Origin of the sequence: Paenibacillus durus (assembly GCF_000756615.1) — a bacterium.
In the GTDB taxonomy this organism is placed as follows: Bacteria; Bacillota; Bacilli; order Paenibacillales; family Paenibacillaceae; genus Paenibacillus_AQ; species Paenibacillus_AQ durus.
This window is the reverse complement of sequence record NZ_CP009288.1, coordinates 3,976,433-3,991,344: the sequence shown is the minus strand read 5'-3', so window position 1 is coordinate 3,991,344 and position 14,912 is coordinate 3,976,433. Positions and strand designations below refer to the sequence as shown.

The 14,912-nt window shown below is 53.3% G+C and carries 12 protein-coding genes and 1 riboswitch; all 12 genes read left to right on the top strand.

Features of this window, described 5'->3' with window-relative positions:
- Positions 1-236: 236 nt before the first annotated feature.
- The 12 genes from PDUR_RS17095 to ytfJ all read left to right on the top strand — a co-directional run bounded on the left by PDUR_RS17095 (position 237) and on the right by ytfJ (position 14,863).
- Positions 237-668 carry a peptidylprolyl isomerase gene (locus PDUR_RS17095; protein ID WP_042207365.1) on the top strand — a complete coding sequence of 144 codons (432 nt, stop codon included), beginning with the start codon at positions 237-239 and terminating at the stop codon, positions 666-668.
- Positions 669-1,184: 516 nt separating this feature from the next.
- A complete protein-coding gene (locus PDUR_RS17090) occupies positions 1,185-4,712 on the top strand; it encodes a collagen binding domain-containing protein (RefSeq protein ID WP_052410261.1) in 3,528 nt (1,175 codons plus the stop codon).
- A gap of 187 nt (positions 4,713-4,899) precedes the next feature.
- The gene (locus PDUR_RS17085; protein ID WP_042207364.1) at positions 4,900-6,291 is read left to right on the top strand and encodes a TldD/PmbA family protein; all 1,392 of its coding nucleotides are present in this window, start codon (positions 4,900-4,902) and stop codon (positions 6,289-6,291) included.
- Between the two features lie 4 nt (positions 6,292-6,295).
- Entirely contained in the window at positions 6,296-7,648 is a 1,353-nt protein-coding gene (locus PDUR_RS17080; RefSeq protein ID WP_042207363.1) for a TldD/PmbA family protein, read from the top strand.
- 147 nt (positions 7,649-7,795) lie between these two features.
- Positions 7,796-7,963, top strand: a riboswitch (FMN riboswitch).
- Between the two features lie 214 nt (positions 7,964-8,177).
- Positions 8,178-9,281, top strand: a complete 1,104-nt coding sequence (gene ribD / locus PDUR_RS17075) for a bifunctional diaminohydroxyphosphoribosylaminopyrimidine deaminase/5-amino-6-(5-phosphoribosylamino)uracil reductase RibD (RefSeq protein ID WP_042207362.1) — start codon at positions 8,178-8,180, stop codon at positions 9,279-9,281.
- Between the two features lie 18 nt (positions 9,282-9,299).
- Positions 9,300-9,977, top strand: a complete 678-nt coding sequence (locus PDUR_RS17070; protein ID WP_042207361.1) for a riboflavin synthase — start codon at positions 9,300-9,302, stop codon at positions 9,975-9,977.
- Positions 9,978-10,014: 37 nt separating this feature from the next.
- The gene (locus PDUR_RS17065; protein WP_042207360.1) at positions 10,015-11,268 is read left to right on the top strand and encodes a bifunctional 3,4-dihydroxy-2-butanone-4-phosphate synthase/GTP cyclohydrolase II; all 1,254 of its coding nucleotides are present in this window, start codon (positions 10,015-10,017) and stop codon (positions 11,266-11,268) included.
- Between the two features lie 72 nt (positions 11,269-11,340).
- Positions 11,341-11,805: a 6,7-dimethyl-8-ribityllumazine synthase gene (gene ribH / locus PDUR_RS17060; RefSeq protein WP_025696978.1), complete on the top strand. Its 465-nt coding sequence runs from the start codon at positions 11,341-11,343 to the stop codon at positions 11,803-11,805.
- A 263-nt stretch (positions 11,806-12,068) separates the two neighbouring features.
- Positions 12,069-12,860: a segregation and condensation protein A gene (locus PDUR_RS17055; RefSeq protein WP_042207359.1), complete on the top strand. Its 792-nt coding sequence runs from the start codon at positions 12,069-12,071 to the stop codon at positions 12,858-12,860.
- Positions 12,829-13,455 (top strand): SMC-Scp complex subunit ScpB, encoded by a 627-nt coding sequence (scpB, locus tag PDUR_RS17050; protein WP_042207358.1) that lies wholly within the window; start codon positions 12,829-12,831, stop codon positions 13,453-13,455. Before PDUR_RS17055 ends, scpB begins: the two co-directional genes overlap by 32 nt.
- Before the next feature lie 128 nt (positions 13,456-13,583).
- The gene (locus tag PDUR_RS17045; RefSeq protein ID WP_042207357.1) at positions 13,584-14,294 is read left to right on the top strand and encodes a DUF2953 domain-containing protein; all 711 of its coding nucleotides are present in this window, start codon (positions 13,584-13,586) and stop codon (positions 14,292-14,294) included.
- An 89-nt stretch (positions 14,295-14,383) separates the two neighbouring features.
- Entirely contained in the window at positions 14,384-14,863 is a 480-nt protein-coding gene (gene ytfJ / locus PDUR_RS17040; RefSeq protein ID WP_042207356.1) for a GerW family sporulation protein, read from the top strand.
- The last annotated feature ends 49 nt before the right edge of the window (positions 14,864-14,912 follow it).

Sequence of the window (14,912 nt, the reverse complement as noted above, 5' to 3'; positions counted from 1 at the left end):
CATCATGCACATCATGTGCCGTGATGGCTTTTTGCCGTGCCGGGCGCCGGGCGATCACTGCTTGAAACTCCTGGCTTCGGTTGTGCACTGGTGATCCGCTGTTAATGTGCCGCCTAACTGGTCCGGGGAGACAAGGCGCATCAGAAGCGGACCTATATGCTTTGCTTTGGGAAGACTTTCATAGTAAACTGTAAAAGTATTGCACATTTTGTCCAACGTGAAAGGGGTATTTATATATGGCAAAACAAGCGAAAATCACACTCGAAAACGGCGGCGAAGTCCTGCTCGACCTGTTCGATCAAGATGCTCCCAATACCGTAGCCAATTTTGAAAAGCTGGCGAGTGACGGTTTCTATAACGGTCTTGTGTTCCACCGCGTGATCCCGGGCTTCGTGGCCCAAGGCGGCTGTCCTAACGGCACAGGAACCGGCGGACCAGGATACACAATCAACTGCGAGATCAACCCGAACAAGCATGAGCGCGGAACGCTCGCCATGGCGCATGCCGGACGCAACACCGGCGGCAGCCAGTTCTACATCTGCTTTGCTCCGCAGCCGCATCTTGACGGCCAGCATACCGTATTCGGCAAAGTAGTAAAGGGCATGGAATACGTCGATGCCTTCCAAGGCCGCGACAAAATGACTTCCGTGGAAGTTTACGAAGCGTAAGAACATCTTACAGCCCAAGCTCAATCAGAAAGCATAAAGCCCGGCCGCATGACCGATTGATTCGGAATGCGACCGGGCTTTTTTTATAGACGCTTAAACGCGTTCTCCGGCAGCTTCCCACCAATTACCACCTCGAGGCTTCTTGTGCAGATCAGGTTCCTTATAGTAGACTATAATTATTCCTTATTAAGAACAGGTATAGGCGGCCACGAACCTAAGATAGACCCCCAAATAATTCCTCCTGCAGAAAATAAAAAAACCAAGATCGAAAGTGAAAAAGTGGGTAATACAAATTAGGGATAACAGGTGCTGCCGCCGCTAACAACATACCGGCAAAGATTAAGAAGGAGTGTGATGAGACTTACATAAGCGCGCAAATAAGAAAAATGGTTCTTTTATGGTCAGTTCTGCTGTATTAATTGTAACGGACAATTCCCCTGATTAGCGAGCAATCCAATTTATATATTTGAACACGGTATTTTACCGTCAATTGACATGGGAGAGGGGAAGAAAGGGATGACGTTGCGGAAATTGATGAGGAAAAGAATCGCCTTGTGGCTCGTGATCCTGATGCTGGTTGCCCAATACAGCTATGGTCTCGGATTTACGACTGAAGTCAAGGCGGGAGCTATCGAGAACGACACGAATATTATCACCAGTGTGTCAATGGCGGTCTATGGTCCCGGCGGAGAGACGGTTACGGGCGATGTCTACGAGCAGGGCTCGGAAGTAACGTTGAATTATACCTGGGCCTTGCCGGATGGGCATAGTTATAAGGCCGGGGACACGTTTGCTTTCCATCTGCCCGACCAGTTCAAGCTATTCAATGATATTAGCGGTCCGCTGGTTTCTGATGAAGGCGACGTGGGCAGTTTTACCGTTAACAAAGATAATCATCTTGTTGTCATGACATTTAACAGCTTCATTGAGGACCATGACAATGTACATGGAACGCTGAGCTTCCGCACCAAGTTCGATAAAGAGGTAATCAAAGGCAGCACCGTTCAGGAGATCCTGTTCCCGGTCAACGGGGATACCCAAGTGGTCACCCTGCGTTTCAAGCCGAATATCGCGTCCGCCATTGAGAAAAAAGGAACGCCCGAGGGGTACAATGCGGAGAGCATTCAGTGGTCGGTGGATGTGAATAAGACACTGGAATCGGTCTATGGCGCGGAGATGAGCGATCCCATTCCGGCGGGCTTGACCGTTGATACGGTAACTGCCGCTGTCTATCAGCTTGATGTTCAGCTGGATGGGACGGTGAATCAAGGCCCTCTTGTTGATTCCGCAAAATACACGCTGGATGTTCAGAATGGAACGCTTAAGCTGAAGTTTGCCGATTCGCCGATCACCGGCGCATACCGTATTGTGTTTTCCACAGCAATTACCGATCTGACCAAAACGAAATTTACAAATACGGCATCCTTCTCTGGCGACAATTTGTCTCCGGTGACCGCCTCGGCAACGGTTGCGGTTCAACGCGCGCCGAGTCTGCAAAAATATGCAATTCGTTATGAACCCTCCACACAGACTGTCACCTGGGGCATCAATTACAATTATAACTATGGTACGATCCCGCAGGCTGATACGGTGCTCAAGGATTTATTCAATGACAGTCAGGAATTGGTTCCGGATTCCGTTAAAGTCTATAATGTGAGCGTGGATTCCGATGGAAAGGCGGAGGTGGGCTCACAGCTGGCGGAAGGAACGGATTATACGGTTTCACCGGCTTCCGCAGTTGGCAAAACCGGGTTTAAGCTTCAGTTTTTGCGGGATGTGACCACGCCTTATTTTATCGAGTACAAGACCAAGAACAAGGAGCGTCTGTTCGACTCCAAAAGAATATACAACACGGTAACCTCCGGCACTTATAAAGCGGAATACAATCAGGATATTCACCCCGTCATTATTTATAAAACAGTCGATGCCGCCGGAGCCGATTACCGCAACAAAACCGTAGACTGGAAAATTACGATCAACGAGGACAACTACCCGATGAGTGATGTTGTCGTCAAGGATACCTTCCCTTCCGGCGGCCTTACATTTATTCCGGAGTCGCTGGTAGTCCGCAATGCTTCGGGAACCGTAGTCCCTGCATCGGAATATACATTGGAGTATACCCAGCCGGTTGTGCAAGGAGAAGGATTCACCGTAGCTTTCAAAAAGCCGATTACCGGAAAATATACCATCAGCTATAAGCTGCGCTTTGACTATTACGGCATCAAGGACGGCGGGGATAAATTCTATAATACGGCAACCGTTACCTGGGACGAAGGAACCGCCTCGGCGAAGGCTATATTCAATCCCCGGATCGAAGTCAAGAATAACGGATTCAAATATGGACAGTACAATGCGGCGTCCAAGGAAATAACATGGTCGATTGGAGCCAACTATAACGGCAAGCCGCTGCAAAATGCGGAGATTGTTGACGCCATTGAGGCGCCGCAGCAGCTGGTGCCCGGATCGGTGAAGATCAAGCAGTTGTATTTATGGCCGAATGGCCTCACCTGGAAAATGTCCGACCTGAATGTGAAATACTCGGTTACACTAGGCAACGACAATGTGCTGAGAGTGAAATTCGATGAACCGGTGAATTACCCTTTCTACGTCGAGTTTAAAACAACTCTCGAAGGACAGCTGATTAACAGCGGCAAAGTTTATAATACGGCAAGCATTTATGACGGAAATAAGAAGGTATCGGGAGATCTGACTGGCGCTGTGACCATTCCATATGGTGGAGAGTATGTCGTCAAGAGCGGAGCGCAGGCTGGCGACAAGATTAACTGGACGATTCATATCAACCGGGGCCAATCCTTCATAAAGGATGCGAAGATTACGGATGTCGGAAGCGCGAATCAAATGCTGCTGACCGATTCGTTCCATCTGTATCCTACGACGGTTGCTCAGGACGGAACGCTGACCAAAGCAGCTCCGGAGCTTGTAAAGGGAACCGATTATACTCTCGATATCACCACAACGAATGAAGGCAAGCAGACATTTGTCTTAAGCTTTGTGAAAGACATTAAATCGGCGTATATCCTGGAGTACCAGTCGCTGATTGCGGCCCGCAGCGGAGAAACGGTGACGAATGCCGTTACGCTCAGCGGCAACAATGTGGTGGAAGTGACGAAGGAAACTTCGACTGAGATTATCGTCGGCGTGTCGAGCGGCTTTGGAACAGGCAGCGGTTCAAGAAGCATGCTGACGATCAAGAAGCTGGACGACGACGATCACCTGAAGCTTCTAGTTGGAGCGACATTTGATTTGTATCGTCTGAACGGAAGCGAACGCTTGTTAATCGGAACGAAGACGACTGGGGCGGACGGTACCGTTATATTTAACGGAATTTTGGCCGGAAGCTATGTATTGGTAGAGACGAAGGCACCCGAAGGCTATGTTCTGGGTGCCGCCGAGCGTCCGGTGACCGTTGGTGCAGGGGCAAATATTGTACTGCCAATAACCAATCATAAGCTCGCTTCACCGACACCGTCCGTAACACCGTCGCCAACGCCGTCCGTGACACCATCGCCAACACCGTCGCCAACGCCGTCGGCCGTTCCATCGGTACCGCCGTCTGTGAACCCGTCGGTTGCGCCATCGGTACCGCCGTCTGAGGCCCCGTCGGTTGCGCCATCTGAGCCGCCGATCGTGAACCCGTCGGCTGCGCCATCAGAATCACCGTCCGTTACGCCGTCAATTACACCGGCTCCATCAGCAACACCTACGGCTTCGACCGTCATTATCCCGGATGAGCAAATTCCGGCAGGGCCGGCGAATTCGAGTGAGCCGCAGCCTTCACCGGTACCTAGTGTGACGCCGACGGAAGTGCCGGCAGATGACGAGGTTCCGCTTGGCGGGGTCGACATTGACGAGGATGACGTTCCCAAAGGCGGCCCTTCCGACCCGGGTCCAAGTCCCGCAACCGGCAACTTGCCGAAGACCGGAGAAGGAAGCTCGCTTCCTATATATATGGGCGGTCTGGGTCTTATCCTGATCGGACTTATCCTCAACCGCTGGTTGATCCATAACAAGAAAACGAAATAACGGCCGGTCTAACATCCAGTATACCGGCTGAATCGGTAAGCGCCCGGGAGCCAACCCGGGCGCTTTTGCTAAACATTAGGGGCAGGTACGAGATTGCACGTATTCCTGTTTTTGAGACATTGAGCGATCATGATAAGCTATACTGGTAAAGAAGAGCAAGAGAATCCAAAGAGCGGGGAGGAAGGGTATGCTGCAGGAACAGGTGATATATAGAGTACTGACTGCCGCACTTGAAACCGGCGCTGATTTTGCGGAAATCTTCGCCGAGGATAAGACGAGCGGGCGACTTGAGATGGTGGGAGGAACGCTGGAAAGCTCCCTTTCCGGCCGTGATTACGGGGTAGGCATCCGGATTTTGCGGGAGAACTTTTCCGTCTATGCGTACACGAACGACAGCAGCGAGCAGAATCTAATCGCTACGGCCCGTTCGGCAGCGGCGGCCATTCGCGGCGGCGCAGCCGGCAGCCGGGTAATGGATCTTCGGCGGACGGTCATTGATCATCGCCATGTCATCGGGATTATGCCGGACAGCTCGCAGAAAAAGCGTAATATTGAACTGATGCGGCGCGCCCACAGCACGGCGGCAGCATATGATCCAAGCATCGCCCAGACGAAAATTCACGCGACGAATCAACTCCAAAATGTGCTGATTGCCAATACCGAGGGCCTATTGGTTCAGGATATGCGGGTCTATACTAGACTTGGGATCAGCGCGGTGGCGGAGGATGGGGACCAGAAGCAGTCCGGCTTCAGTGGACCTGGCGCCTATGCCGGTCACGAGTTTCTGGAAAGCCTGGACATCGAAGAACATGCCCGGAAGGCTTCCCGGATTGCGGTCACGATGGTCAAAGCGGCCTATGCGCCCAGCGGGAGGCTCCCCGTCATTATCGACAACGGGTTTGGCGGCGTCTTGTTCCATGAAGCCTGCGGCCATGGGCTGGAGTCGACCGCCGTCGCACCAGGATCGTCAGTCTTCGCCGGTAAAATCGGTGAGCAGGTCGCTTCGCCGCTTGTGACCGCGGTCGACGACGGTACGATCCTGAATGCTTGGGGCTCGCTGAATATCGACGACGAGGGCGCCAAGACGCAGCGCAACGTCCTGATCGAGAACGGCATACTGAAGGGCTACTTGATCGACCGGATGGGCTCACGCAGAATGGGCTTACCTTCCACGGGCTCCGGCCGCCGGCAATCCTATAAATTCGCTCCGGCTTCGCGGATGAACAACACGTTCATTTGCAATGGAGCGTCGACCCGCGAGGAGATAATCGCAAATACCGAATACGGCATTTATGCCAAGTCCATGGGCGGCGGCTCGGTAAACACGGCCACGAGCGACTTCAATTTTGCCGTTCAGGAAGCCTATATTATACGTAACGGCAAAATCGCCGAGCCGGTCAAGGGCGCGACCCTGATTGGCAAGGGGATCGACTGTTTAAGCAAAATTGACATGGTTGGCAACAACCTCGAACACGGACAGGGCATGTGCGGGTCAGTCAGCGGCAGTCTGCCGGTTAACTGCGGACAGCCGACGATCCGGGTGTCGGAAATGACCGTCGGGGGAAGAAAGGGGGAGTAGCGCGTTGAATATCGAAGAGTTTCAGAAAGTTCTTTTTGCACAAGGCCGGGAAGCGGGCTTCACCGAAATGGAAATCTACTATGCGAACGGCCGGTCCACCTCGGTCTCGGTGCTTAAAGGTGAAATTGATGCGTACAACATCGTAGAGAGCGGCGGCCTGTCGTTCCGCGGCCTCATCGGCGGCAAAATGGGCTATTCATCCACCGAGAGGCTGGATTATGAATCCATAGACTATTTGCTTGACGAAGCAGGAAGCAATGCCGAAGTGCTGGAGAACGAGGAGCCGGAAGAATTGTTTGCCGGTTCCGGGCACTACCATTCCGTGGATACCTATTTGGCTTCTCTAATTAAGACTCCCCCCGGCCAATTGATCGAAGCCGCCCTTGCGATGGAACGCATTGCCCTGAATGCCGATCACCGCATTGATATGGTTAGACGCTCCGCCGCCTCGGTCAGCGAAAGTGAAGTGCTGATCGTAAATACGAAAGGCCTGAACTGTCACAGAAAGCATAGCTCCGCCTCTGCGAGCATTTATGTGCTGGCTAAAGAATCGAAGGATGCGAAGGAGACCGTGACCGGAGGCTGGTTCGACTTCTCTCTGCGCAGCTTTGACGATATCGATCTGGAAGGTGTGGCGCTGACAGGCGTCCGGGAGGCCGTTTCCAAGCTGGGAGCGTCGACGGTGCCTTCGGACAATTATCCCATTATTTTTAGAAATGACGCTGCAACTTCTCTGCTGTCAAGCTTCGCTTCGGTGTTCTCCGCCGAGTCGGTGGACAAAGGATTTTCCCGTCTAAAAGGCAAGCTGGGCGAGCAGGTGGCGGGGAGCAATATATCGATCATCGATGACCCGCTGATGGAAAATGTGCCGTCAAGCAAGGCGTTCGATGCGGAAGGCAGCGCCACCGCGCGGCATGAACTGATCAAGGACGGCAGACTGCTTACCTTTTTGCATAACCGCAAAACGGCCCGAAAGGCAGGGGTCCAGAGTACAGCCAATGCCGCAAAGGGCGGATACAAAGGCATGGTCGAAGTTTCGCATCATAACCTGTATATCGCACCCGGAACAACCAGCCTTTCGGAAATCATCCGTGAAACGGAACGGGGGATTCTGATCGTGGAGCTTCAGGGTCTGCATGCGGGGACGAATGCGACTTCGGGGAGCTTTTCCCTGGCGGCAATAGGCTATTTGATCGAGCACGGTGAAATCGTAAGACCGGTAAATCAGATTACGGTATCCGGCAACTTTTTTGAGCTGCTTAATGGGATCGAGAGGATTGGATATGATTCGCGGTTTATCGGCAGCTGCACCTCTCCGACGCTCAAGGTCAGCTCGTTGTCCGTGTCGGGAGCCTGATCGGACGCTATGGCAATGAATAAATAAATAAAACTTACAATAATAAAGTAAATTTAATTATGTTATTTAGTAATGATTGATTTTTGCGCGATAAAATGATAAGATACCGTCATAAACGTCGGTATATTGCCGGCTCAAATGAATATAACAATCCTTCAGGGCAGGGTGAAATTCCCTACCGGCGGTGATGATTCGTATGACGCGGGAGCGGCATACGCAAGACAAGTCCGCTACCCGGAACGCGCTTGCCGCGCGGACGGTGGACCCGGTGAGATTCCGGGACCGACAGTATAGTCTGGATGGAAGAAGGAGAGAAAGCCGCTTGCTCTATTCTCATAGGGCAGGCCCAATGAAATGGCTTCCGATATTATGTGCGATAATTCACAAGAATCTGATGTTCAGGGACTTGTCCGCATATGGTTATGGATGCTTTCTCACTCTCAAACTGCCCATTTAAGGCTCCTCGAAGGAGTATTGAATGGGCTTTTTAGTTAATAACAGATGACGCTGCAGGGGACGGAGGTTAGGCATGAATGTAATGAATGACGAGTTCTATATGTCGCTTGCGCTTGACATGGCTGAGCGCGCCCAGGGGCAGACGGGGATTAATCCGGTTGTCGGCTGCGTTGTCGTTAAAGATGGAGCGGTTATCGGCCTGGGCACCCATCTGAAGCGGGGTACCGGGCATGCGGAGGTGCATGCGCTGAATATGGCGGCAGGGCAGGCGGCGGGAAGCACCGCTTATGTGACGCTGGAGCCCTGCAGCCATTACGGCAAGACGCCCCCGTGCAGCGAGCGGCTGATTGCCGAAGGCGTGACAAGGGTCGTTATCGCTTGCGAGGACCCGAATCCACAGGTGGCCGGACGCGGAATCGCGATGCTCCGGAAGGCGGGAATCGAAGTGGAGGTCGGGCTGCTGCGCGAACGCGCCCTGCGGCTCAATGAGAAGTTCATTAAATATATACTGACGAAGCAGCCTTTCGTCACATTGAAAAGCGCCAGCACGTTGGACGGCAAGATTGCCACGCGCACCGGCGACAGTAAATGGATATCCAATGAGGCGGCGAGGGGAATCGTACATACGATAAGGCATCGTCATCAGGGCATCATGGTTGGCGTAGGCACGGTCATTGCCGATAATCCCTCGCTCACGACCCGGACCGAGGTGCCAGGCATCAATCCGGTGCGGATCATTATTGATTCGAATCTTCGCACTCCGCTTGAATCATCGGTTGTGACCGACAAGCAGGCGCAGACGATTATTGTTGCGGCAGAAACCGTCGACGCTGCGAAGGAAGAAGCGCTGACAGCGGCCGGGGTGCAGGTGCTGCGCTGCGGCGCAGGACCGCAAGTAGACCTGAATACCGCCATGTCCAGGCTCGGCGAACTGGAGATCGGTTCCATCCTGCTGGAAGGCGGAGGCATCCTTAACGGGGCGATGCTGGAGCAGGGGCTTGTGGACCGTGTGGTGCTCTTTTTCGCTCCGAAGATTGTCGGAGGCGGCGCTGCGGCGCCGGCCGCGTTTTCTTTTGACGGGGTGGAGCTGATGAGCAATGCCATTACGCTGCGGGGAGTGGAAGTAGAGGTTCTCGGAGATAATGTGTGCATCAGCGGCATACCCGAGCTAGCATAGAAGGAGAGGGGAAACAGGATGTTTACAGGATTGATCGAAGAAGTCGGCGTGCTGCGCAGCGTTTCCTCGGGCGGCGAGATGATGGTTCTGCATATTAATGCTTCCGTCATCATGGACGATCTCAAAATCGGCGACAGCGTGTCGGTCAACGGGGTCTGTCTGACGGCGACCTCGATAAGCGATCACGGCTTTACCGCCGACGTCATGCCGCAGACATACCGCAACAGCACACTTAAGGAACTGCGGGTCGGCGGCCGGATCAATCTGGAGCGGGCGATGTCGGCCAGAGGGCGTTTCGGCGGGCATATCGTGCAGGGCCATGTCGACGGTACGGGAACCATCAAGAGCGTAAAGCGCGATCAGAACGCTGTTGTATTCGAGATTGCGCTGGGCCGCGCGTCGCTGTTCAAGTTCATTATTCCGAAAGGCTCGATCACGATTGACGGAATCAGCCTGACGGTGGCGGGTACGGCGGCTTCATCGTTCACCGTGTCCATTATCCCGCATACACTTGGCGAAACCGTGCTTGCCGACAAGCGAGCAGGAGATCATGTTAATATCGAATGCGACGTGCTGGGCAAGTATGTGGATCATCTGCTCCGTTACGGCTCCTCCCCGCAAAATGCTGCGGATGAGGAAGAGGCTGAGGGTTCCCGCATCAGCAGCGAATTTTTGGCGGCGAACGGTTTTTTATAAAATCGGAAAGTTTACAGCGAACCAGGAGGTCAAGGAAATGAGCCAATATAATAACGAAGATATTCGCCTGGACCCGATTGAAGAAGCGATCTACGATTTGATGCGCGGCAAGGTTGTTATCGTTGTCGATGACGAAGACCGCGAGAATGAGGGCGACTTTATCGCATTGGCGGAACGGGCGACGCCGGAAGTGATCAACTTCATGATTACCGAAGGACGCGGGCTTGTCTGCCTGCCGATTACGGCGGAGCGGGCGGCGGAGCTGGATCTGAAGCCGATGGTCAGTCAAAATACCGATTTTCACGGGACGGCCTTTACCGTTTCGATCGACCACAAGGATACAACGACCGGGATCTCGGCCTATGAGCGGTCGCTGACCGCCAAGGCGATTATGGACCCGAAAGCCGGCCCGATGGATTTCCGCAGACCTGGCCATATGTTCCCGCTGATCGCGAAAAAGGGTGGCGTGCTGCGCAGAAGCGGCCATACGGAAGCTGCCGTGGATCTGGCCCGTATGTGCGGCGCCTACCCCGCTGCGGTTATATGCGAGGTTGTTAAGGAAGACGGCACGATGGCCCGTCTCCCCGATCTGCATGAAATCGCCAAGAAGCATGATCTGAAGCTTATCAGCATCGCGGACCTGATCCATTACCGCAATGAGAAGGAGAAACTGGTCACCCGCGAAGTGTCGGTCCGCCTGCCCACCGATTTCGGCGAATTCCAGACGATTGCCTATACGAACGAGGTGGATGATAAAGAGCATGTTGCTCTCGTCAAAGGGGATATTTCCGGAGACGAGCCGGTGCTGGTCCGCGTACATTCGGAGTGCCTTACCGGCGATGTGTTCCATTCCCACCGCTGCGACTGCGGACCGCAGTTCGAAGCGGCGCTGCGCCAGATCGAAGCTGCGGGCAAGGGCGTTCTGCTCTACATGCGCCAGGAAGGCCGGGGCATCGGCTTGATCAACAAGCTGCGCGCGTATAAGCTTCAGGAACAAGGTCTGGACACGGTCGATGCGAATCTGGAGCTCGGGTTCCCGGCGGATTTGCGCGATTACGGAATTGGCGCGCAAATCCTGAAGGATTTGGGCGTTCGCCGGATTAAGCTGATGACAAATAACCCGCGCAAAATTAAAGGGCTGGAAGGCTACGGCCTTGAAGTTGTGGAGCGCGTGCCGATCCAGATGCCGGAGAACGAAGACAATACGAATTATTTGCACACCAAGCAGTCCAAGCTCGGCCACCTGTTGAAGTTCGACGATATTGAACAGAACGAAAGCTCCAAGGCGTAAGCCGTTATTCAAATTTGAGCAAGCAGATTTTTAATATAAGCTGACTAATTTATGGAAGGGTTGTTGATGAGTATGCCGCAGATTTTTGAAGGACATTTAGTTTCAGAAGGTTTGAAATACGGGATTGTAGTGGGACGTTTCAATGAATTTATTACGAGCAAGCTGCTGTCCGGGGCTCTCGACGCATTCAAGCGTCACGGTGTTAAGGATGATGAAATCTCCGTAGCCTGGGTACCGGGAGTGTTCGAAATTCCGCTGATTGCGCAAAAAATGGCCGAAAGCGGCAAATACGATGCAGTCGTTACGCTGGGCACTGTAATCCGCGGTTCCACGACCCATTACGATTACGTCTGCAACGAGGTATCCAAAGGAGTGGCTGCCATTAATCTCAAGACGGGCGTTCCGACAATCTTCGGCGTGCTGACAACCGAGAACATTGAGCAGGCCGTCGAGCGCGCCGGCACGAAAGCGGGCAACAAGGGCTGGGACGCGGCGGTATCCGCTATTGAGATGGCGAATCTTTCCAAACTTATTTAAAAATATAAGAATTTATAAGCTGAGCGCTTATCAATTTGCCTTATATTTCTACGAGAAACGGTGCCGTCCTAAAAGGCCGGCGAAGGCGTTTCTTCTTGAGGAAATGGAAATTCCGCGAAGTCCGCTATTGACGAATCCGTCCCAAACGTGCTTATTTATATGTATAAGGAAGAAAGCGATCTAATCTAAATCTTAGAGTTTTCGACTTGTGTAGCGCCCTCACCCCGGGCGCTGCACTTTACTTTTTTGCGGGAGGTTGGCTCGTGACTGTATTGTACAAGCTGGAGACGTTTGAGGGCCCGCTTGATTTATTGCTGCATTTGATCGACAAAGCGGAAATCGACATCCAGGACATTCCGGTCAGCGAGATCACCGAGCAGTACATGGAATATTTGCGGAATATGCAGGAGCTTGAACTGGAAATCACAAGCGAGTTCCTGGTGATGGCCGCGACTTTGCTCTCCATTAAGAGCAAGATTCTGCTGCCCAAGCCGCCCGTGATCGAATTCGACGAATTCGAATATTACGAGGAGGACGACTTCGATCCACGGGCGGAGCTGGTGCAGCGTCTGATCGAATACCGTAAAATCAAGAGCATTGCCACCCAACTGATGGATATGGAGAGCGAACGCAGCCTTATTTTTACGAAGGAGCCGGAGGATTTGGCTCCCTTTGTGCCATCCCAGGTCGACAATACCCTTAAAGGCCTTCATACGTCGGATTTGATCGCCGCATTTCGCAAAGCGCTTGGCAAGGCGGCCAGACGTTCCGCCTATGCGCGGATTACCAGAGATGAAATTTCGGTCAAGGACCGCATCCGCGATGTATCCGAGGCGCTCCGGCGGACCGGCAAGGGAGGAAGGCTGCGCTTCTCGTCGCTGCTGAATGAAAGCATGGAGAGGTATGAAATCGTTGCTACCTTTCTGGCTATTCTGGAGTTGATGAAGATGAAGGCGATCTTTTGCTATCAGGAGAAATTGTTTGACGACATTGTGATGGAATGGAGAGGAGCAGAAGACTTCAATGGATTACAAGAGTCTGAAATCAATTATTGAGGGATTGCTGTTTCTGGCCGGAGAGGACGGGCTGTCCGCCCGGCAAATTGCCGAGATAACAGAGCAGCGGACGGAACTGGTTGCAGAGACTATGGAGGAGCTGCGGGAGGAGCTGGCCTCACAGGGGCGCGGCCTTCAGGTCGTGCAGATCGCCGGCAACTACCGGCTCGCGACGCTGCCGGAGCATGCGCCGTATTTCGAGCGGCTGGCGTATTCGCCTTCCCGCGCGTCTTTGTCGCAGGCGGCGCTGGAGACGCTGTCTATCATCGCATACAGGCAGCCGATTACGCGGGTGGAGATTGAGGAGATCCGCGGGGTGAAATCCGAGCGGGCGATTCATACGCTGACCAATAAAGACCTTATTCAAGAGGTCGGCAGGGCGGAAGCCGTGGGGCGTCCGATCCTGTACGGAACGACCAAGTCTTTCCTGGAGACGTTTGGGCTGGCCAGCCTGAAGGAGCTGCCGGAGCCCGCCGCACTGGATAGCGGAGATCATCTGGAGGAAGAAACGCAGCTATTGTTCGACAAGCTGGATACCCGCCAGCTGACAATTGATGAAGTGGAGCAACCTAAAATGGAGTATGAAGAATCATAGGCGCAATGGGTCTATGATTTTTTTGTATTTGAGAGCTTAGACGAATTTATCGTCATGCGAATTTTTCCAGTCTGAAAATGCCATACTAATCCAAGGGGTCCTATCAAAGATTGCTTGGAGGTTGACACGTGAAGCTATGGCTGTTAATTGGCGTCCTGCTGCTGGCTGGCTCGATCTTGCTGCTCTCTTCCCGCATTCATATTCATTTCAGTCTGAATAGAACAGGCCAGGATGACCGGATCGTGCTTGATATTACCGCCCTTTTCGGATTGGTTAAGCTCCATTACTCGCTTCCGGCGCTCGCATTTGAAGGTTTTAAGCGCGGGCTGCATGTCAAGCTGGAAGAGACCGGTATCGCGCCGGCAAGATCGTCGAACAAGGAAGAGACGGATATCGACAAGGATGACGTTATCGAATGGATGGAATATGGAAAAAAAGCGCTGCGCGCCACGCAAGGGCTGAAACGCTGGACCGCCGATACACTGTCCCATCTGCAGATTACGAAGCTGGACTGGTCCACCAATTTTTCACTGGGCGACGCAGCGGGAACGGCCACGGCGGCCGGGGCGCTTTGGGGGCTGAAGTGGAGCTTGATCGGCTGGGCCTCGCAGTGGGTAAAGCTGCTGCACCGTCCGCGCCTATTCGTGGTTCCGGTGTTCGATGACGACGTGAAATTTTCCACCGAGGTCGATTGCGCCGGAAGAATATCTGCGGGCCACGCGCTGTTTGCAGGATTCAGGCTGCTGGTACGGGCCATGCAGGCGGATGAAGGCATCAGACAGTGGAAGGAGCTTGTCCGCGAGATGCGGTCCCGGAAACGGGGAAAAAGTGCTGCATGACCCTGGCGGGGTACATAGTAACGCTTCTTTCGGGGGAATATACGTTGTGAAGGAATTCTATTCCCTAGAAGTCGAAGGAGGATAACAATATGAGTGACCACCCCATTCAAGGTCTAATGCAGACCGCGATGGAAAACATTAAAGGCATGGTCGACGTCAACACCATCGTCGGCGAGCCGGTTCAGACGTCGGACGGCAGCACGATTTTGCCCATTAGTAAAGTTGCATTCGGATTTGCCGCAGGGGGCAGTGACTTCAATGTCGAAGATGAAGACAAGCCTGCGAATGGCCAAAGCGGCGTGAAGCTGCTCCCATTCGGAGGCGGCAGCGGGGGCGGGGTTTCCATCCGGCCAATTGCTTTTCTTGTCGTCGGCCAGCAAGGTGTGCATATCGTGCCGCTCGACAACCAAACTCATATTTTTGAGAAAATTATCGATGCCACCCCAGGGCTGATCGACAAAATCCAGTCGATGTTTCCCGCTCAAGGCGGCCAAGGCGGTCAAGGCGGAAACGCGACTGCACAGCAAAATACACAGCCGCCCGCACAACCGGTAACCGTCACGCAGTAACCGAAAGGGAGTTCGGCAGACTGGTCCCCGCGAATCCGGTTCATGCCGG

What these genes read in the sequence shown, in the direction of transcription:
- PDUR_RS17095 (WP_042207365.1), top strand. Translation starts at nt 237, where the DNA reads ATGGCAAAACAAGCGAAAATCACACTCGAAAACGGCGGCGAAGTCCTG.
- PDUR_RS17090 (WP_052410261.1), top strand. Translation starts at nt 1,185, where the DNA reads ATGACGTTGCGGAAATTGATGAGGAAAAGAATCGCCTTGTGGCTCGTG.
- PDUR_RS17085 (WP_042207364.1), top strand. Translation starts at nt 4,900, where the DNA reads ATGCTGCAGGAACAGGTGATATATAGAGTACTGACTGCCGCACTTGAA.
- ribD (WP_042207362.1), top strand. Translation starts at nt 8,178, where the DNA reads ATGAATGTAATGAATGACGAGTTCTATATGTCGCTTGCGCTTGACATG.
- PDUR_RS17070 (WP_042207361.1), top strand. Translation starts at nt 9,300, where the DNA reads ATGTTTACAGGATTGATCGAAGAAGTCGGCGTGCTGCGCAGCGTTTCC.
- PDUR_RS17065 (WP_042207360.1), top strand. Translation starts at nt 10,015, where the DNA reads ATGAGCCAATATAATAACGAAGATATTCGCCTGGACCCGATTGAAGAA.
- ribH (WP_025696978.1), top strand. Translation starts at nt 11,341, where the DNA reads ATGCCGCAGATTTTTGAAGGACATTTAGTTTCAGAAGGTTTGAAATAC.
- scpB (WP_042207358.1), top strand. Translation starts at nt 12,829, where the DNA reads ATGGATTACAAGAGTCTGAAATCAATTATTGAGGGATTGCTGTTTCTG.
- ytfJ (WP_042207356.1), top strand. Translation starts at nt 14,384, where the DNA reads ATGAGTGACCACCCCATTCAAGGTCTAATGCAGACCGCGATGGAAAAC.